The organism is Vandammella animalimorsus (assembly GCF_002285265.1).
Lineage (GTDB): Bacteria > Pseudomonadota > Gammaproteobacteria > Burkholderiales > Burkholderiaceae_C > Lampropedia.
The window spans coordinates 1-20,032 of the sequence record NZ_NSJB01000009.1; the positions used below are offsets into that span (position 1 = coordinate 1).

At 64.2% G+C, this 20,032-nt stretch carries 13 protein-coding genes; 5 read left to right on the forward strand and 8 right to left on the reverse strand.

Going from position 1 to position 20,032, the window contains the following annotated elements:
- The 5 genes from CK625_RS10455 to CK625_RS10475 all read right to left on the reverse strand — a co-directional run.
- The coding region (locus CK625_RS10455; protein WP_229427325.1) for a GTP-binding protein at positions 1 to 125 on the reverse strand (125 nt) is incomplete at its 3' end.
- Positions 126 to 267: 142 nt separating this feature from the next.
- Positions 268 to 2,376: an elongation factor G gene (fusA, locus tag CK625_RS10460; RefSeq protein WP_095540273.1), complete on the reverse strand. Its 2,109-nt coding sequence runs from the start codon at positions 2,374 to 2,376 to the stop codon at positions 268 to 270.
- An 87-nt stretch (positions 2,377 to 2,463) separates the two neighbouring features.
- Positions 2,464 to 2,937, reverse strand: a complete 474-nt coding sequence (rpsG, locus tag CK625_RS10465) for a 30S ribosomal protein S7 (RefSeq protein ID WP_095540274.1) — start codon at positions 2,935 to 2,937, stop codon at positions 2,464 to 2,466.
- Between the two features lie 219 nt (positions 2,938 to 3,156).
- Positions 3,157 to 3,534, reverse strand: a complete 378-nt coding sequence (gene rpsL / locus CK625_RS10470; protein ID WP_095540275.1) for a 30S ribosomal protein S12 — start codon at positions 3,532 to 3,534, stop codon at positions 3,157 to 3,159.
- Between the two features lie 272 nt (positions 3,535 to 3,806).
- Positions 3,807 to 4,271 carry a YraN family protein gene (locus CK625_RS10475; RefSeq protein ID WP_095540276.1) on the reverse strand — a complete coding sequence of 155 codons (465 nt, stop codon included), beginning with the start codon at positions 4,269 to 4,271 and terminating at the stop codon, positions 3,807 to 3,809.
- On the opposite strand from CK625_RS10475, the gene rsmI reads away from it, so the two are divergent.
- The 3 genes from rsmI to CK625_RS13745 all read left to right on the forward strand — a co-directional run bounded on the left by rsmI (position 4,270) and on the right by CK625_RS13745 (position 9,635).
- Positions 4,270 to 5,232 (forward strand): 16S rRNA (cytidine(1402)-2'-O)-methyltransferase, encoded by a 963-nt coding sequence (gene rsmI, locus CK625_RS10480; RefSeq protein ID WP_095540277.1) that lies wholly within the window; start codon positions 4,270 to 4,272, stop codon positions 5,230 to 5,232. The two genes, CK625_RS10475 and rsmI, sit on opposite strands and share 2 nt — an antisense overlap.
- 235 nt (positions 5,233 to 5,467) lie before the next feature.
- Complete coding sequence (gene ileS, locus CK625_RS10485; RefSeq protein ID WP_095540278.1) at positions 5,468 to 8,338, forward strand: isoleucine--tRNA ligase; 2,871 nt, start codon at positions 5,468 to 5,470, stop codon at positions 8,336 to 8,338.
- Between the two features lie 43 nt (positions 8,339 to 8,381).
- A complete protein-coding gene (locus CK625_RS13745; protein WP_143326258.1) occupies positions 8,382 to 9,635 on the forward strand; it encodes a hypothetical protein in 1,254 nt (417 codons plus the stop codon).
- A 26-nt stretch (positions 9,636 to 9,661) separates the two neighbouring features.
- On the opposite strand, the gene CK625_RS10495 is transcribed toward CK625_RS13745, so the two are convergent.
- Positions 9,662 to 10,525, reverse strand: a complete 864-nt coding sequence (locus tag CK625_RS10495; protein ID WP_095540333.1) for a zinc-dependent peptidase — start codon at positions 10,523 to 10,525, stop codon at positions 9,662 to 9,664.
- Positions 10,526 to 10,635: 110 nt separating this feature from the next.
- Entirely contained in the window at positions 10,636 to 17,001 is a 6,366-nt protein-coding gene (locus tag CK625_RS10500) for a DUF11 domain-containing protein (protein ID WP_095540279.1), read from the reverse strand.
- A 539-nt stretch (positions 17,002 to 17,540) separates the two neighbouring features.
- Between CK625_RS10500 and CK625_RS10505 the strand changes: the two genes are divergently transcribed.
- Positions 17,541 to 18,176 (forward strand): superoxide dismutase, encoded by a 636-nt coding sequence (locus CK625_RS10505; RefSeq protein ID WP_095540280.1) that lies wholly within the window; start codon positions 17,541 to 17,543, stop codon positions 18,174 to 18,176.
- A 280-nt stretch (positions 18,177 to 18,456) separates the two neighbouring features.
- On the opposite strand, the gene CK625_RS10510 is transcribed toward CK625_RS10505, so the two are convergent.
- The gene (locus CK625_RS10510) at positions 18,457 to 18,963 is read right to left on the reverse strand and encodes a YqaA family protein (protein WP_095540281.1); all 507 of its coding nucleotides are present in this window, start codon (positions 18,961 to 18,963) and stop codon (positions 18,457 to 18,459) included.
- 807 nt (positions 18,964 to 19,770) lie between these two features.
- Between CK625_RS10510 and CK625_RS14135 the strand changes: the two genes are divergently transcribed.
- The gene (locus CK625_RS14135) at positions 19,771 to 19,938 is read left to right on the forward strand and encodes a DUF1328 domain-containing protein (protein WP_238945630.1); all 168 of its coding nucleotides are present in this window, start codon (positions 19,771 to 19,773) and stop codon (positions 19,936 to 19,938) included.
- Positions 19,939 to 20,032 lie beyond the last annotated feature (94 nt).

The window sequence follows — 20,032 nt, forward strand, 5'->3', positions numbered from 1 at the left end:
CCGCCGAACTTCTTGGACAGCACGGTGGCGATCGCTGCGGTCAGCGTCGTCTTGCCATGGTCCACGTGACCAATCGTGCCCACGTTCACGTGGGGCTTGGTGCGCTCAAACTTACCTTTTGCCATTTTGAAATTTCCTTGAGAGAAAAGAACACGCCCGTGATTGCGGTTTTAGGTCTGCATGCCGCTGCTGAATCCCTGCCCACGGGCGAAACAGGAGCGCGGCATCGCAGACCGACCCTTGCGGATCAGGAAAGACGCAAGCAGCTTACTTTGCGCGGGCGGCAACGATGGCGTCGGCCACGTTCTTGGGCGCTTCGGCGTAGTGCTTGAATTCCATGGTGTAGGTGGCGCGCCCCTGCGTCATCGAACGCAGTTGCGTGGCGTAGCCGAACATCTCCGACAGCGGCACCTCGGCCTTGATGGCCTGGCCGCCGCCAACCATGGCTTCCATGCCCTGCACCATGCCGCGGCGGCTGGAGAGATCGCCCATCACGGTACCGGCGTAGTCGTCCGGGGTCTCCACTTCCACAGCCATCATGGGCTCCAGGATCACGGGGTTGGCCTTGCGGGCCGCTTCCTTGAAGCCGAAGATGGCAGCCATCTTGAAGGCCTGCTCGGACGAGTCCACATCGTGGTAGGAGCCGAAGGTCAGGCGCACGCGCACGTCCACCACGGGGTAGCCGGCCAGCACGCCGCTGGTGAGCGCTTCTTCCACGCCCTTTTGCACAGCGGGGATGTATTCGCGCGGCACCACGCCGCCCTTGATCTCGTCGACGAACTCGAAGCCCTTGCCCGGCTCCATGGGTTCGAGCGTGAACACCACGTGGCCGTACTGGCCCTTACCACCGGACTGGCGCACGAACTTGCCTTCGACATCGGCCACCGACTTGCGCACGGTTTCACGATAGGCCACCTGCGGCTTGCCCACGTTGGCCTCGACACCGAACTCGCGCTTGAGGCGGTCGATGATGATGTCCAGGTGCAGCTCGCCCATGCCGGCGATGATGGTCTGGCCCGATTCTTCGTCGGTGCGCACGCGGAACGACGGGTCTTCCGAGGCCAGGCGCGACAGGGCAATGCCCATCTTCTCCTGGTCGGACTTGGACTTGGGCTCCACGGCCTGGGCAATCACCGGCTCAGGGAAGACCATTTTTTCCAGCACGATGGGCGACTCCATGTCGCACAGCGTCTCGCCGGTGGTCACGTCCTTCAGGCCCACGCAGGCGGCAATGTCGCCGGCGCGGATCTCGTCGATCTCCTGACGCTCATTGGCGCGCATCTGCACGATGCGGCCGATGCGCTCTTTCTTGCCCTTGGTGGCGTTGAGCACGGTATCGCCCTTGGAGAGCACGCCCGAGTACACGCGCACAAAGGTCAGCTGGCCCACGAAGGGGTCGGTCATCAGCTTGAACGCCAGCGCAGAGAACTTCTCGTTGTCGTCGGCCTTGCGGGTCAGCGGCTTTTCCTCGTCGTCCGGGTCGGTGCCCGCCACGTCGGGGATGTCCACCGGCGAGGGCAGGAAGTCCAGCACCGCGTCCAGCATGCGCTGCACGCCCTTGTTCTTGAACGCCGAGCCGCACAGCATGGGCTGGATCTCGGTGGCGATGGTGCGCTGACGCAGGCCGGCGATGATTTCCTGCTCGGACAGATCGCCTTCCTCGAGGTACTTGTTCATCAGCTCCTCGGAGGACTCGGCCGCGGCCTCGACCATTTTCTCGCGCCATTCCTTGGCGGTATCGACCAGATCGGCAGGGATGTCCACGTATTCGAACTTCATGCCCTGCGAGGCCTCATCCCAGAGGATGCCCTTCATCTTGATCAGGTCGACCACGCCCTTGAAGCTGTCCTCGGCGCCGATGGGGATCACCACCGGCACGGGGTTGGCCTTCAGGCGCAGCTTCATCTGCTCGACGACCTTGAAGAAGTTGGCGCCGGTGCGGTCCATCTTGTTGACGAAGGCCAGACGCGGCACCTTGTGCTTGTTGGCCTGGCGCCAGACGGTCTCGGACTGGGGCTGCACGCCGCCGACGGCGCAGTACACCATGCAGGCGCCGTCAAGCACGCGCATGGAGCGCTCCACCTCGATGGTGAAGTCCACGTGGCCCGGGGTGTCGATGATGTTGATGCGGTGCTCGGGGCGGCTCATGTCCATGCCCTTCCAGAAAGCCGTCACGGCCGAGGAAGTGATGGTGATGCCGCGCTCTTGCTCCTGCTCCATCCAGTCGGTGGTGGCAGCGCCGTCGTGCACTTCGCCCAGCTTGTGGGTCACGCCGGTGTAGAACAGGATGCGCTCGGACGTGGTGGTCTTGCCGGCATCGATGTGCGCCGAGATGCCAATGTTGCGGTAGCGCTCAATGGGGGTTTTGCGAGCCATTTGTCAAATACTCCATAAACGGCCAAAGCCCGCCCTGTGCTGCACGGTACAGGTCGGGCTTGAAGCCGCAAAAAATCAATCAAACCATCAGAAACGGAAGTGGCTGAAGGCCTTGTTGGCTTCGGCCATGCGGTGCACTTCATCGCGCTTGCGCATGGCGCCGCCGCGGCCTTCGGTGGCCTCGATCAGCTCATTGGCCAGGCGCTGGGCCATGGACTTTTCGCTGCGTTTGCGGGCCGCATCCTTGATCCAGCGCATGGACAGGGCCAGGCGGCGCACCGGACGCACTTCCACGGGCACCTGGTAGTTGGCGCCACCGACGCGGCGGGACTTGACCTCAACCATCGGCTTGACGTTGTTGATCGCGGTGGTGAAGACCTCCAGCGGATCCTTGTCCTTTTGCTTCTCACCGATGATGTCCAGCGCACCGTAGATGATGCGCTCGGCCACCGCCTTTTTGCCGCCCTCCATGATCACGTTCATGAATTTGGACAGCTCGACATTGCCGAACTTGGGATCCGGCAGGATTTCACGTTTGGGAACTTCGCGACGACGTGGCATTTTTCACCTCAAAAATTGCTTCAGTTGGCGCTGGCGCGCCATGCAACACCAAAGGGCGCTGCACTTACTCGACCCCGGGCCAGGGCACAAACCCACCCAAAGGGGCCACTACGCCTGCCGCCCGTCAAGCGGAAACAGGCACCGTAAAACCAGGACACCGGCCAGGCCGGCAAAAAACGAAAGCGGGCACCGCAGAAAAGCCGGCATCACAGGCGGCCATCAGGCCTTCTTCGGACGCTTGGCGCCGTACTTGGAGCGCGCCTGCTTGCGATCCTTCACGCCTTGCAGGTCGAGCGAGCCACGCACGATGTGGTAGCGCACACCGGGCAAGTCCTTGACACGACCGCCGCGCACCAGCACCACGCTGTGCTCCTGCAGGTTGTGGCCTTCACCGCCGATGTAGGAAATGACTTCGAAGCCGTTGGTCAGGCGCACCTTGGCAACCTTGCGCAAAGCGGAGTTCGGCTTCTTGGGAGTGGTGGTATAGACGCGAGTGCAAACGCCGCGGCGCTGTGGGCACTCTTCCATCGCAGGGCTCTTGGACTTGACAGTCTCCACCGTGCGCCCGCGACGGACAAGCTGGTTGATCGTTGGCATTGAATCGAGTTCCTCAACGTGATTGCAAAACGTGAACCCAGGCCTGGGCCTGGGCGTAGCCTCCCGCCCGCGCGCAAAAAACGTAAGCGCGCAAGGCGAAAAGCCGGCCATTATCACATGGCAATGACGATCAGGCAAGCCCGCCCCCTTCTGCCGGACCTTGTGCATGGGGCACTCGGGCAACAGGACGGGCCGCTATTGCGCGGGCACTGCGGGCTGCATAAGAGACTTGGACGAGTCCTCGCGGCCTCGCCCCCCGCCCTCACCCGCCCTCACCCGCCCTCATCGGCCTCGAAAGCGCCTTGCAGCCATTGCAGCTGGGCCTGTGGGCCCTGGCCATCGACCAGCATCACGTCGAAGCGGCAACCGGGCCAGTTCGCGCCCGCGTGCTGGGCCAGGTACTGCCGCGCTGCGGCCACAATGCGCCGGCGCTTGCGCGCGTCGATGCTGGCCGCGGCGCCGCCATGGCCCTGACCGCCGCGCACGCGCACTTCGACGAACACCAGGGTGCCATCGCGCTCGCGCACGATGAGGTCGATCTCGCCACCGCCGCGCCCGGGCGCGCGCCAATTGCGCTGCACCAGCTGCAGGCCCTGGGCCTGCAGATGCGCCAGCGCGCGCGCCTCGCCGGCCTGGCCGATGCGCTGTCGCAGCGGTGCGACAATGCCCGCTTGCGCCTCGCCTGGCGCACTGCGCCCCTGCCCCAGCCGGCCGGCAATCGTCTTGAGAAACCGCATGACTTCTTTTTTCTCCCTGGCCCTGCAGGCCGCGCAACAGGCCGCCGCCGCACAGCATTACCCGAAGGCTGCACTGTATGTGGTGGCCACGCCGATTGGCAACCTGGCCGACATCAGCCTGCGCGCGCTGCATGTGCTGCAGCTGGCCGACACCATCGCCTGCGAGGACACGCGCCACACCCGCCAGCTGCTCAACGCCTACGGTATCGACAAGCCCGCCGCCGCACTGCTGGCGGCGCACCAGCACAACGAGCGCAGCGCCGGCGACGCCATCGTGCAGCGCCTGGCCCAGGGCCAGCGCGTGGCCCTGGTCAGCGATGCGGGCACGCCCGCCATCAGCGACCCCGGCGCGCTGGTGGTGCAGGCGGTGCAGCAAGCGGGCTTTGCCGTGCTGCCCATCCCCGGGGCCAGCAGCGTCACGGCGGCGCTCAGCGCCACGGCGCTCGCGCAGCCGCCCGATGCGCCGGGCGGCTATGTCTTCATGGGCTTTCTGCCCGCCAAGGGGCAGGCGCGGCAGGCCGCGCTGCGCGAAGTGCAGCAGCAAGCGCGCGCCGTGGTGCTGCTGGAAGCGCCACACCGCATTGCCGATCTGGCCCAGGCATTGGCCGCGCTGGGCGCGCGCCGCATCACCCTGGCGCGCGAGCTGACCAAACAGTTCGAGCACTTGCACACGCTGCCGGCTGCAAAAGCCAGCGCCTGGCTGGCGGCCGAGCCCATGCGACAGCGCGGCGAGTTCGTCGTGATCGTGCACCCGGACGCCGCGCCGGCACAGGCCGCCGCCCCGGAAGGCCCGCCGCCCGAGGCCCTGCGCCTGCTGCAGCTGCTGCTGGCGGAAGACATCCCCCTCAAAAGCGCCGCGCGCGCTGCGGCCCACTTCACGGGCGCATCGCGCAAGCTGCTGTACGCCGCCGGGCTGCAGCTGGGCAAGGACAGGGGCGAGCCGGAGCCAACGGATGAGTGACGCACGACCCGTGACCTTGACGCCCCTGGCCTTGACGCCTGCAGCCCATTGACAATCCTGGCCCGCCAGCGATCCCGGCACAGGGGTGTCGGCAGGTAGAATCGGGCCTTTTTGCGCGCGCAGCGCGGGCTTGCTGCATTGGCGGACGCCGCCATGGCTGGCCTGTTCAGAGCCTGAACGCGCCGCGCCGCCTGGGCTCGCCCTGCCCGGCCCGAGATCACGTTCCGCTCACGCCATGTCTTCCGACCACTCCGCCCCCACCGATTACCGCAGCAAGCTCAACCTGCCCGATACCCCCTTCCCCATGCGCGGCGATTTGCCCAAGCGTGAGCCGCAATGGGTGCAGCAGTGGGAGGAAGGCGGCCTCTACCAGAAGCTGCGCGCGGCGCGCAAGGGGCGGCCGCTGTTCGTGCTGCACGACGGGCCGCCGTATGCCAACGGGCAGATCCACATCGGCCACGCGGTCAACAAAATCCTCAAGGACATGATCGTCAAGTCGCGCCAGCTCGAAGGCTTTGATGCGGCCTACGTGCCCGGCTGGGATTGCCACGGCCTGCCGATCGAGAACGCGATTGAAAAGCTGCACGGGCGCAACCTCAGCCGCGACGACATGCAGGCCAAGGCGCGCGCTTTTGCCCAGGAGCAAATCGCCCAGCAAATGGCCGATTTCAAGCGCCTGGGCGTGCTGGGCGATTGGGAGCAGCCCTACAAAACCATGAACTACGCCAACGAGGCGGGCGAGCTGCGCGTGCTGAAAAAGGTGATGGAGCGCGGCTTTCTCTACCGCGGCCTCAAGCCCGTGTACTGGTGCTTTGATTGCCAATCCTCGCTGGCCGAGTTCGAGATCGAATACGCCGACAAGAAATCGGACACGCTGGACGTGGCCTTCAAGGCCCACGACCGCGCCCGCCTGGCCGCAGCCTTTGGCCTGCCGGCCCTGCCCGATGCGGCCAAGGATGCGTTTGCCGTGATCTGGACCACCACGGCCTGGACGATCCCGGCCAACCAGGCGCTCAACCTCAACCCCGAGATCGAGTACGCGCTGGTCGATACCGCCCGGGGCTATCTGATCCTGGCGCGCGTGCTGGTAGAGAAATGCATGGAGCGCTTTGGCCTGACGGGCGAAGTTATCGCCACCGCGCAAGGCAAGGCCCTGGCCGATCTGCCCTTCGAGCACCCGCTCTACGACGCCGATGCGGGCTACCGCCGCCTCTCGCCCGTGATCCTGGCCGACTACGCCACCGCCGAGGACGGCACCGGCATCGTGCACTCCGCGCCCGCCTATGGCGTGGACGACTTTTATTCCTGCCTGGGCTACGGCCTCAAGCACAACGAAATCCTCACCCCCGTGCAGGCGGGCGGCGTGTACGCGCAGGACTTCCCGCTCTTTGGCGGCCTGCACATCTGGAAGGCCGTGCCCGTCATCCTCGATGCGCTCAAGCTCGCCGGGCGCCTGCTGGCCACGCAGCCCATCACGCACAGCTACCCGCATTGCTGGCGCCACAAATCGCCGGTGATCTACCGCGCCACGGCGCAATGGTTTGTGCGCATGGACGAAGGCCAGGGCCTGTTTGCCCAGGAGCAGCCGCCCATGACGCTGCGCCAGACGGCGCTGGCCGCCATCGAGCAAACCAGCTTTTACCCCGCCAACGGCAAGGCGCGATTGCACGACATGATCGCCAACCGGCCCGATTGGGGCATCTCGCGCCAGCGCAACTGGGGCGTGCCGCTGCCCTTCTTCCTGCACAAGGAGACCGAAGAGCTGCACCCGCGCACCATGGAAATCTTCGACCAGGCCATTGCCATCGTCGAGCAAGGCGGCATCGAGGCCTGGAGCCGCGCCAGCGCCGAGGACATCCTCGGCCCCGAGGACGCGCCGCATTACAACAAGCTCAACGACGTGCTGGATGTGTGGTTCGACTCCGGCTCCACCTTCTCGCACGTGCTGCACGGCACGCACGCCGCCGTGGGCCACCACAGCGGTCAAGAGGCCGATTTGTACCTGGAAGGGCACGACCAGCATCGCGGCTGGTTCCACTCCTCGCTGCTGCTGTCCTCGGCGCTCAATGGCCGCGCGCCCTACAAGGGCCTGCTCACGCACGGCTTCACCGTCGATGGCCAGGGCAAGAAGATGAGCAAATCCCTGGGCAACACCGTCGCGCCGCAGCAGGTCAGCAACAAGCTGGGCGCGGAGATCATCCGCCTGTGGGTGGCCTCGACCGACTACTCGGGCGATTTGGCCATCGACGAGAAAATCCTCGCCCGCGTCGTCGATGCCTACCGCCGCATCCGCAACACGCTGCGCTTTTTGCTCGCCAACACCAGCGATTTCGACCCCTCGCGCGACGCCGTGCCGCTGGAGCAAATGCTGGAGATCGACCAATACGCCCTGGCGCGCGCCGCCGCCTTGCAGCGCGAGATCCTGGCGCACTACCACGTCTATGAATTTCACCCCGTGGTGGCGAAATTGCAGGTCTATTGCTCCGAGGAGCTGGGCGCGTTTTATCTGGACGTGCTCAAGGATCGGCTCTACGTCACCCAGGAGAAAAGCCTGGCGCGGCGCAGCGCGCAAACCGCGCTGTGGCACATCACCCACGCCATGCTGCGCTGGATGGCGCCCTTCCTCTCCTTCACCGCCGAGGAGGCCTGGCCCATCTTCGCCCCCGGCCAGAGCGAGAGCATCTTCATCGAGACTTTCTACGACATCCCCGTCACCGCCAGCGCCGACCAGTTGCTCGCCAAGTGGGGCCGCATCCGCGCCATCCGCGACGTGGCCAACAAGGAGATCGAAACCGTGCGCGCCAGCGGCCAGCTCGGCGCATCGCTGCAAGCGGCCATCACCATCAGCGCCCAGCCCGAGGACTACGAACTGCTGGCCAGCCTGGAGGACGACCTCAAGTACGTGTTCATCACCTCGGCCGTGCAACTGCAGCCCGGCCAGCCCGGCCAGGCGCCGCAGGTGCAGGTCTCGCCCGCTGCGGGCAACAAATGCGCCATGACCTGGCACTACAGCGAGACCGTCGGCCAGGATGCCCAGCACCCCACGCTCTCGGCCCGCGCCATCAGCAACCTGTTCGGCGCTGGCGAAGTGCGCCGCTTCGCCTGAACGCGGCCGCCTCCGCCCACCGCCTGCCTGGAGCACCGCGCCCGTGCCTGGCCGCAGCGCATCCGAGCCCCCCGCGCCGCCCAGCGCCAGCGCGGGCCGCTGGCGCAGCGCCGGCTGGGTGCTGCTGTACCTGTTGATCTCGACCCTGGCGCTGGCGCGCTCGCTGCCCTGGTGGGAGCCCGTCTATGCCCACACCGCCTGGTATTTCGATTACACGCAAGGCTTCGTCAAGCGCGGCCTGGCCGGTGAGCTGCTGCGGCTGTCCGGGCTTGCACCCACGCACGCCACGCTGCGCCACATCAGCCTGGGCCTAAGCGCCGCCTTCTGGCTGGGCGCCAGCCTGCTGCTGTGGCGGCTGTACCAGCGCAGCGGGCGCCACAGCGGCATGGCCTGGCTGGCGCTGGTGTTTGCCAGCAGCTCGGCCACCTGGCAGCACTGGCTGATCGACGCGGGCCGACTCGACCACCTGTTGCTGGCGCTGGCGCTGGCAGGCATGGCGCTGCTGGCCACCGTGCAGCGCCCGGCGCTGGCCTTGGCCCTGGTGCTGCCGCTGAATCTGCTGGCGCTGCTGGTGCATGAGGCGGCGCTGCTGCTGTTCATCCCGCTGCTGCTGACCTGGTGGCATTACCGCCAGGGCCCGATCGCGCGTGGCTGGATTCTGGCCTGCGCCGCCCTGAGCGCGCTGGCCGCCGTGCTGATTGCCGCGCTGGGCGCGCGCGAGCCACTGGACTTTGCCGAGGATTTCGCCCGCCAGCAGGCCCGCGCTGGCGGCTGGCTGGTGGCCGAGTCCTACGCCGTGCCCTACCAGGGCGGCCTGCGGCACAACGTGCAGCTCAGCCTGCAGCGCCTGGGCGATGTGCGCCAGCTCTACTACCACCTGGAGCTGTTGCTGCTGTGTCTGCTGCCCCATGCCTGGCTGCTGTGGCAGGCCGGGCGGCAGCCTGCTGCCGCGCCCATACCTGCCTCGGCCTCGGCCTCGGTTTCAGCTGCTGCGCCAGCGCCGGCGCGCCCCATCCTCTGGCGCGCATGGCTGTTGGCCTGCCTGGCGCCCTGCCTGCTGTATGCCGTCTCGATCGACTTCTACCGCTGGTGGGCCTGGGCCATTTGCAATCTGTACCTGGCCGTCATGCTGCTGTGCCTGTGCGATGCGCCGCTGCGCACGCGCCTGGCGCACGCTCTGGCCGAGCAGCGCGCCGTATTGCTGTACCTGATTGCCAGCGCGCTGCTGATGGGTGGCCTGGGGCCCGACAATCCTTACCCGCTCGTTACCCTGCACACCCGCTGGGGCGAGCTTTAGAGCCCCGCAGATCAGTCGCGCAGGCTCTACCGCCGCCCGCCCAGGCGGGCCAGCGGATCCTGCCGATAGAACGCGCGCAGCAGCGCATACCACGCTGGCTGCCATTGCTGCAGCCGCTGCGGCTCGGTGAAAAAACTCTCGGAGCTGACGGCGAAGAACTCCGCCGGATCGGTGGCCGCATAAGGGTCCAGCGGCAGGCCGTCGTAGAGCGCCTGCCCCTGGGGCGAATCGGGGTCCACATCCGGGGGCATGGCCGCATCCAACATGTCCAGCGCCCGGCCCAGGCGCCGCCAGCCGCCCATCAGCTGCGCCTGCCAGTGCGCCGGGTCAATCCCTGTACCTCCCAGATGCGGCATGCCATCGGCCGCGCCATGGGCCATGTCCAGCTTGTGCGCGAACTCATGGATGACCACGTTCATGCGCTGGCCGAGCTGGCCAGGCGACTCCTGCTGGCCGGGCCGGGCCTGCTCCCAGGCCAGCACCAGCGGCCCGCCCTCCCAGGCCTCGCCATAGCTGGGCTCGTCCATGGCATGCACCACGCCAGCGGCATCGACTTGCGCATGCCGCGTCACGAACGCGCCTGGGTAGACGACGATACCCGTCCAGCCCTCATACCACTGTGTGCCCAGATTCAGGATCGGCAGGCAGGCCTGTAAAGCAATGCCCAGCGCCATGGCGTCCGTGACCTGCAGGCCCTGCACGCCGTCGAACCTCTTGCTGGCCAGAAACCAGGCGCAATGCTGGCGCAGGCGCTGCAGCTCCTGCCCGTCCAGCCCATGCAAAAACGGCAACGCCGCCAGCTGCTGGCGCCACAGCCCCTCGTCGATGGCCGCATGCTTTTTCGCCACCGCCCGCGCTGAAGCGCCCTTGCCCAGCAGCCAATTGAAAATTCCCATACCTTGCTCTCATTTGCCGCGATAGTGGCGATGACAGTCCTGACGGAAAAAAGGCCTTGAAGGCAAACAACTCCTTCAAGGCCTTTTTTAGTCACTGGCGCCGATCAGCGGCGACCCAACCGCCCCTGACGCGCCATCATCAGCACCGCCAACACCATCAGCAGCAAGGCCCATGGCGCATTGGCAGGCACCGGCACCGGGCTGGCGCTGGGCGCGCCCACTGGCGCAGGCTGCACGCTTGAGCTGTTGTTGCTCTGCACCACGTCGCTCTGGTCACTGTCCACCGTGGCCGTGTTGCGGTACTCGCCCGCAGGCTTGACCTTGGCATCAATCCACAGCGAGGCGCTGGCGCCGTTGGCCAGATTGCCCAGCGTCCACACGCCCGTTGCTGCATCGTAGGCTGGGCTCTGCGCCGCCACGAACTCATAGCCAGAGGGCAGCCGGTCCTCCACCTTGACGCCCGTCGCATCGACTGGCCCCAGGTTCTTCACCTCCAGCGTGAAGCGCACGGTCTCGCCCACGTTCGGCGCGAGCTTGTCCACCGACTTGATCACCTGCAAGTCCACGTTCACATCGTTGACCTTCACCGTGGCGACTGCATTCGAGCAGGTCGCAGGCGTGGTCGCTGGCAGCAGGCAGATTTCGTACGGGTATTCGTACGTGCCCACAGGCGTGCCCGGCTTGACCGTGATGGTGCCGTCCGGATTCATTTCCAGACCGCCCGTGGCCGGCGGATTGGGCAGCGCGCCCGGCTTGAGCGTCACGTTCGTGCCGATCACTGCCGGCAGGCCATTGGCCTTGTCGCCGCCATTGCCGTTGTTGTCGGCCACCACCGACGGCGTCTTGCCGCCCGTGCTGGGGATCGTGCCCATGTCGTCGTCCACGGCCTGGACGGTCGGGTTGACCTTCACCGTGGCTTTCGCAGGGCTGCACACCGTGTCGTTCGGGGCCAGCAGGCAGATTTCGTACGGGTATTCGTACGTGCCCGCAGGCGTGCCCGCCTTGACCGTGATGGTGCCGTCCGGATTCATTTCCAGACCGCCCGTGGCCGGCGGATTGGGCAGCGTGCCCGGCTTGAGCGTCACGTTCGTGCCGATCACTGCCGGTTGGCCATTGGCCTTGTCGCCGCCATTGCCGTTGTTGTCGGCCACCACCGACGGCGTCTTGCCGCCCGTGCTGGGGATCGTGCCCATGTCGTCGTCCACGGCCTTTACCGTTGCCTTGGCCGTCACCGTCGCCGTGCCGCTGTTGTTGCTCGGGTCATCGCCCGGGGTCGTCGTGCTGCTCACCGTTGCGGTGTTCGCATAGTCGCCCGTGGCGTTCACCGTCGCCTTCACCGTCAGCGTCGCGCTCGCAGCATTGGCCAAGTCGCCCACCGTCCACGTCGGGGCGGTGTAGTTGCCCACGCCAGGCGTGGCGCTCACCAGCGTGTAGCCGCTCGGCAACTGCTCGTTCACCGTCACCGCTTGCGCAGTCGACGGGCCGTCGTTGGTCACCGTGATCGTGAACGTCACTTCGTCGCCCACAGATGCATCGGCCTTGTCCACTGTCTTGCTCAGACGCACATCCGCCTTAGCTTTCGGGGTCACCGTGGCCGTATCGCTGTTGTTGCTCGGGTCATCGCCCGGGGTCGTCGTGCTGCTCACCGTTGCGGTGTTCGCATAGTCGCCCGTGGCGTTCACCGTCGCCTTCACCGTCAGCGTTTCGACGGCAGCTTCCGCCAGGTTGCCCACCGTCCACGTCGGCGCATTCCACGCGCCCACGCTCGGCGTGGCGCTCACCAGTGTGTAACCACTTGGCAACTGCTCGCTCACCGACACCGCTTGCGCCGCCGAGGGGCCATTGTTGATCACCGTGATCGTGAACGTCACTTCGTCGCCCACAGACGCATCGGCCTTGTCCACCTCCTTCGTCAGGCTCACCTCCGCAGCATCTTTGACCACCACCGTCGCGGTCGCAGTGGCACAGATCGCAGGATTGGTCGCAGGATGCAGACAAATCGTGTAGGGGTAGGTGTACGTACCAGGAGAAGTACCCGCAGCCACTGTAATCACGCCAGTGGTGGCATTCATCGTCAGCGCGGGGTTCGACGGCGTGCCCGGCGTCAGCGTCACGTTCGTGCCGATCACTGCCGGCTGGCCGTTGGCCGTATCCACGCCCGAACCATTATCAGCAACCACCGACGGCGTCACGATCGGGTTCGTCGCACTGTAGTTGTGCTCACCCATATTGTCGTCCACTGCTGCAATCACGCCTTTGACCACCACCGTCGCGGTCGCAGTGTCGCAAGTTGCAGGGTTCGTCGCAGGGTGCAGGCAGATCGTGTAGGGGTAGGTGTACGTACCAGGCGCAGTACCTGCAGCCACTGTGATCACGCCAGTGGCAGCGTCCATCGTCAGCGCAGCGTTCGACGGCGTGCCCGGCGTCAGCGTCACGTTCGTGCCGATCACTGCCGGCTGATCGTTGGCCTTGTCGCCGCCATTGCCGCTGTTGTCGGCCAGCACGGAAGGCGTGGTGATCGGGTTGCTTGCACTGAAATTGTGCTCGCCCATGTTGTCATCAACAGCGTCGATCGACACCACGTGCACCGTCTCCGTCGCCTTCGCGCAGACTGTCGGGTGGCTCACCAGGCAGATTTCGTACTCCACCGTGGCAGCCCCCACGGGCGCACCCGCAATCACTTCAATCTGGCCCGTGGCAGGGTTCAGCGCTACGCCCGGGTTCGACGCAAGCAACTGTGTCAGCGTCACGTTCGCCAGCGTGGCATCTGCGCCATCGGCTTTGTCCGCGCCGCTGCCATTGTTGCCCAGCACGGAAGGCGTTACGCCCCCTGTGGCCGCGTTGTAGCGACCCAGGTCGTCGCCATGCGCCTCGATCGTGGGCAGCAGCTCGCCGAAGTTGTAGTTCACAGCGTCCACGCCGCCATCAAGCAGGATGCCTGTAATGGCGCTGGGGGTCATGCCTTGGACGGTGGCAACACCCGCCGCGGCAGGGCCAGTGCCAGGGGTCGTTTTGCCATCGTAGTAACCAGCCGGTTGATCGGGCTGCACCACTTTGTACAGGCCGTTTTGCAAGCCGGTGAACTGGTACTCGCCATTGCCGTTGGTCAGGGTTTCCGGGTAGGTCACCAGAATGTCGTCGCCCGCACAAACGGGCGGCAGGGTCGTGCCCATATCGGTGGTATCCACCGTGCCATTGGGGCCGACCGTGCAGGCATACAGCACCAGCTTGTTGTTCGGGATGCCGTCGTCACCCACCTCTACCTGGCCGTTGTCGTTGCGATCGACGTACACCTTGCCCGTCAGGCTGTTGACGCCGCCCTGAATGCGCACGCTTTCATTGGCCAATGCATAGATGAACTGCAGGCCGCTGGCCGAAGCATCTGGCGAGAGTGCGCCAACGCTGTTGTTGTAGATGTCATTTTGCTGGGCGATGGCCGGATTGGTCGCAAAGTGCAGCATCACCGGATACTGCTGACCTGCGGTCATGGTCATGCCCGCAGGCGGATTGATCCGCACGGCGGTGGCCGCGCCGATGTCTGCCGGGCAGCCCGCAGTGCCGAACTCGGTGCTCAGGCACCATTTGGTGGCCCCGCCTGGAATGGCATTGCTGGGATCGCGCGGATTGTTGTGAATTTCGCCAGGCGCGCGGTTGGTGTAGTACACCGCCTCGCCATGCGCCACATCCACTTGGGTCAGGCGGTAGGCGCCAGCTTGCATCACCGTGGCCGGGCTGCGGCCCGTGAAGCTGCGGGCAGGGTCGCTCTGGTCGTCACCCACATAGGGCAGGATGTCGATCAGATCGGGCACGTCTGCCGCCGCCACTGGCAGGTCAGAGCTGTAGGCGATGCGGTACTGGAAGTTCTGACCCGGTTGGATGGAGCCAGCGCCGCTGGCCAAGGTCTTGCTCAAGCTGACCCGAGCAGGCACTTGCACCAGGATATCGGTATGCGCGGCCTTGAGGCAGTTGCCATAGCCGATCGGCGCCACGGCGCTGAAGCTGCAATCGGCCTTGTCGTCATTGGCCCCGCCGCTGACGGCGGCGTAATTGCGCAAGGTGCTGTTGGCAGCGGCAGTGACTGCCACCTGGGCGGCAAACTCAATGGTTTCGAGCTTGGCGCCGTCGCTGTTGTCTTGCCCCAGGAACGGCTTTTTCGTGCCCAAGTCCCAAGTCAGCGTGGTAAAGCCAGCCGCCGGGGTGTCGGTTTGGATCGCAGGCTCACGCGCAACGCCAGCCACCGTGGCGCTGCCAACCACGTAGCTCAGGCCAGGCGGGAGGATGTCGGTCACCGTATAGGGCGCATCGACCTGCGGCATTTGCGTCGAGAAACGCGGCTGCAGCACATAGCGCACCTGATCGCCAGCGGAAATCACCGGCAAATCGTTGACATTGGTGTGGCCCTTGACGGTCTTGGTCACGCGCGAGTAGGTCAGCGAAGGCACGACCTCCAAGTGCTCACGGTAGTTGTATCGTTCAAAGTCGTAGTTGTCGGCCCGGCCTGTGGCACGGTTGCGGATCAGACTGCCTGCAGCAATGCTCTGGCCGGCCTGGCGTGTGGTGCCCGCCCCGCGACCGCTCTTGACTTCGATGTCGGCCGCCCAAGTTTTGCGCAGCTTCAGGCCGCGCACAAACAGATAGGCGCTCTGCCCAGGGGGCAGCGCCTCAATGTCGGCGCGCACATAAACCAAGTCCTCGCCCACGGCTGCCAGGCTGTCGTGCCACTCGATATCGGTGTTGCTGTCAGCGCAATAGTGCAACGTGCCACTACCACCGCCACCACCACCGTATTCAGACGCGCCGGGCTCGCCATTGTCCAGCGGGCCCGATGACGAATCGGTGCTGGCGAAATAACGGCTGCCATTTTTGAGCTTGCCGTAACGAATGCGTGTTACCAGGCTTGCATCGCCCTGAATCTGCGCTTCAAAGTCTGCGCCCGGCACCAGTTCAGCCCCCATGGAGAGATCGAATGCCGTGCGGTCGATCACTTCACAGGCCGAAATCCCCAGCAAGGGCTCGGGACCTTTGTTGACAATGCTCAGGCGCGAAGCCACCACCTGGCCCGCAGCCATGTAATTGACATGGTGATCCCCATCCTGGCCAGGGTCTTTGAACGTGCCGTAAGGCGCGCCTGGGCGGGAGTCCGGGGTGTAGATCTTGCTCATGGTGCCCTCAGGCTGACGCACCATGTCGTAAGCGGCTTCGTCATTGCCCGCGTTGTTGCTCACGGCGCTGACACCGGCAATCGGCTGGCCACTGACCGAAGCGCCTTGGTAGTTCAGCAGCTTGATCTTGTGCGGAGTCGAAACACTGGGCGTATAAGAAGTCAACGGCGTCCACAGCACCAAAGCCTTGTTGCTGACCCACCAAGCCGGATCGTTGCTGATGTCCAGGCCACCGCGCAGCAAGGTCGGGCGGCGCAGCAGATTGGTGTCCATCCCGCTGATAGTCACTGCCAGCTGGTTGCCCGCCGCCGTCACCGCGCAGCTGCCGCCATTGGGCACAACATAGGTTTCCGTGCCGTTATAGGCTGCGCCGGTATCCCCCACCCTTTGATACAGGTTGATGGAACTGCCGTTCTCATGGCTGGGCCAGCCGTTCAGAGGGCTGCCACAGGCGCTGCTGATAAAACTACCCGAAGCGCCCCCGTGCTCGCCAGCCCCTGCAACGTGCCAATTGTCCAGCTGGGTGCCTGCGGGATAGCCGGAAATGTCCACATTGATGGTCACGTCGCCTTGCAGGCGCTCCACGCCCTTGCGGCCCCAACCGGCCGGGTGGGCGGCGCGCAAGCCAATCAAAGGACGATGGAATGTGCCATCCTCGTTGTTCGGGCCGTTGTTGACAGAAAAGCCATAGGCCCTTGGGTTGCCCGAATAGCTCATCTGCACCACCGCGTCGTAAAAGGGCGCAGCGGTAATGTCGATGGAATTGGCATTGCTGACCGGCTGCAAAGGCGCCGTCACCGCCGCCGAGGTCAGCGTAGTGGCTGGCGCCTGCAAGGTATCGCCATTTTTGGTGACGCTGCCGCGCACGAAGGCGCGCAGAATCACGTTCTCCGTGGTCGAAGCGGCAATGCTGGGCAACACACACGTGAGCGTCTGCTTGTCCTGAGAGATGGCCGAACCCGCCCCGGTACATTGGCTGGGCAAGGCCAGCCATTCGGCAAAGCCGCCAGCGGGCAGCGCACTGACGATCGTGACGTTGCTGTCGGGCTGCGGATCGGTGCTGACAGCCACCTGGTAATGCACTTCATCATTGGTGCGTACCCTGCCATTGCTCGGCCCCGAGTCATAGCCTGGCACGCTGTCCTGAGCTGACTGGTCCCAGCCGGCGGTGCCATCGGCCGCCACGGCCACAGTCAGCTCCTTGACCGCGGCATGCGCCTGCGGCAGCGCCACGGCCAGCCACAAAGCGGCAGCCGTTGCACTCAACTGCCACAGCCTGCCCGGCCTGGGTGAGTTGATCTTCGTCATCAAAGAAAGTCCTTTCGACTGTGAAAAATGAATGGGGCCGCCATCTGCTGCGCTCTTTGCACATGAGCTCCTGCAACAGTCAATTGCAAAAAGATGCAATAAAAACACATCACTCAAACTTGCGCAGCCCCATTCCTGAGCCGGGCAGCAGCGCCCGACTCTCCCTGATACAAGCAAGTCGCATATGCTACTGGAAGCACAACTGGTTGCAAAAACAAACTTGGCAGAAAGGAACTTTTTCGAGTCTTTGATGTGTGAATTCCTTTCAGCTACGAGAATAAATCTGCAATCAGACGGCTTTGATTGCTACAAACTCATACATAGCCTGACCCGAAGGGGGGCTTGTCACCATCTTTGCCTGAACAAACGCGAGCCTCAGCATCTGCGGCAACAGCCCCACCGGAGCCCGCGCTTTTTCTGTCCCGCTAGAATCCTGCAGTCTTCAGCAGCCACATCTCGCTTGGCTACGGCGCAGATGCGGGGTCGCCATCGGCCCCGAATTCATCGCCCATTCACAACCAACCACAAAAGGACGACACATGAGCTACACACTGCCTGCCCTGCCCTACGCCTACGATGCCCTGGAGCCGCACATCGATGCGCAAACCATGGAAATCCACCACACCAAGCACCATCAGGCCTACATCAACAACCTGGCCACCGCCGTCAAAGGCACGGAGTTTGACGGTCAGGCCGCCGAGGCCCTGATCCAGCAACTGGACAAGCTGCCTGAAGGCATTCGCACTGCCGTACGCAACAATGGCGGCGGCCATGCCAACCACAGCCTGTTCTGGACGGTGATGGCTCCGACCGGACAAGGCGGCGGCGGTCAACCCAGCGGCGCGCTGGCGCAGGCCATCGAGCGCGATTTGGGTGGCTTCGAGGCCTTCAAAGAAGCCTTTACCAAGGCCGCACAGACGCGCTTTGGCAGCGGCTGGGCCTGGCTGTCCAGCGACAAGAGCGGCAAGCTGCTGGTGGAAAGCAGCGCCAACCAAGACAGCCCGTTGATGGCCGGCATTGGCTCTGGCAATACCCCCATCCTGGGCCTGGATGTGTGGGAGCACGCCTATTACCTGAAGTACCAAAACCGCCGCCCTGACTACATTGGCGCGTTTTTCAACGTCGTGAACTGGGCCGAAGTGGCGCGCCGCTACGAAGAGGCCATGGCATCCTAAGCCCCAGGGATCAGTAGCACCAAGCAAAAAACCGCAGTCCCTGACCGGGTCTGCGGTTTTTTCATTGCCCAATCAGGCGAGGCCTGTCCGCTTCAAGGGATTGGACGATGGGGCACCCCCCTCTAGACTGCCGCCCATCGAGCGCCTGTTCAAAACCTTGGGTTCACAGTCCGGAGTCGAAAAAAGCCGGCTTGAGCTGGCCGGCAAGGCTTTGAAACACCCCTTCATTGCCCACCCCTCAAGCACTTGCTTGGCCCTGCAGAGATTTTTGCTCGGGTCATCAGCCTCCCAGCCAACTCTGGCCAGCCTGGGAAGCCTGCAACAGCAGCCACGTCATCACCACATAGCGCAACAGCTTGCCCAACGCCATGTACGCCGCACACTGCGCTGGCGGCAAGCGCAACCAGCCGGCCACCGCACACAAGGGATCGCCGACCACTGGCAGAAAACTCAACAAACAGGCCTTAGGGCCAAAGCGCTGCAGCCAGCGCAACGCCCTGACATGCTTGACCGCCCCATCATTCAGCGAGCGCTTACGCTGCACGGCGCGCTGCGCTGCGCTGCCCATCCACCAGCTGAGCATGCCCCCCAGGGTATTGCCCAGCGTAGCCACCAATACAGCCGGCCAGAACAACGCTGGATTGAGCTGCACCAGGCCAAACACCGCCGGCTCCGACCCCAGAGGAAGCAACGTGGCCGACAGCAAGGCCACAGCGAACACCGTGGACAAGCCATACTCAGGCAACGCCAGCCAGCCCAGCAGCGTATCCAACTCGAATTGCCACATGCAAAAACGCGTTCGTTCGATCAGGCGCGCTGGCCGCAATGGGACAACGCCTTCAACCTCAGAGCCGGCTCAAAAGCATCCGCACTGAGCGCACCATGCGCAGGTTTGAGCGGTCTGCGGCGCTGCAGCCCACTGCAGTTGCAGAACGCTTTTACCCACTCGCGCCGAAGCCTGGAACAAGCGCTCACTGTGCAGGCGGGCGAGGCGTGACATCCGTCACATCCGCGGCCTGTGTGCGGCCTGGCATCCCCCCCGACCGACGGCGCAACCCCGGGCGCTGGGCTGCAGCATAAGCACGCCGAAAGCCATTTCTCGGGTCAAAGCGAGCCCCTTGCCAGACGGTTTTCGGCTCGCGCCCCAGCCACCGGGCCCAAAGCTGACGCACCTTAAAGACCAGCCAAGCGCCAGCCATCACAAACATGAGAACAAAAAACAGTGCAGCGCCCAACATCAGGCCCAGCAAAAGTAAAAAAGTGCTAACAATTGTTGTCATCAATCCATTCACATTCACCTCCTGGTCAATAAGCCTGACGTGACTTGACATCTGAGCGCCCAGAGCCTCAGCAAGCCATGCCGCGCCACAATTGGGCATATGTTCTGGCACTTCAATGGCTGGCCTCGCATTTTTACATTCCAGTCACATTTCAGAGGCCATACGCTGAGGCCTGCCGCGAATTTGACCGCACCACAAATTTGGATGCACTCAAAGATTCGCCTATTACACCATTTTTAAAAAACATATTTTTACCTCAGATTTTTCATTGCCTGTACAATGTGTTTTCGTTTTTGGCTGAGAAAAGAAAGGACATCCCATGCTTCGCTAATGCAGTGATCTTCTTTGTCATCGCACTGGTTGCCGCGCTCTTTGGCTTCACTGGCATTGCCGCAGGCGCTTCTGAGATCGCAAAGATTCTGTTCTTCGTATTCATTATTTTCGCCGTTGTGACATTCGTTCTGAATGCCATCCGAAAATAACTTCACATACCCCATAGAGTGGATGCATGCGATCAGGCAGAATTAAGACTGAATCGCATTTCAGGGGCAATACCCCTTTGCGCACATCCAAATA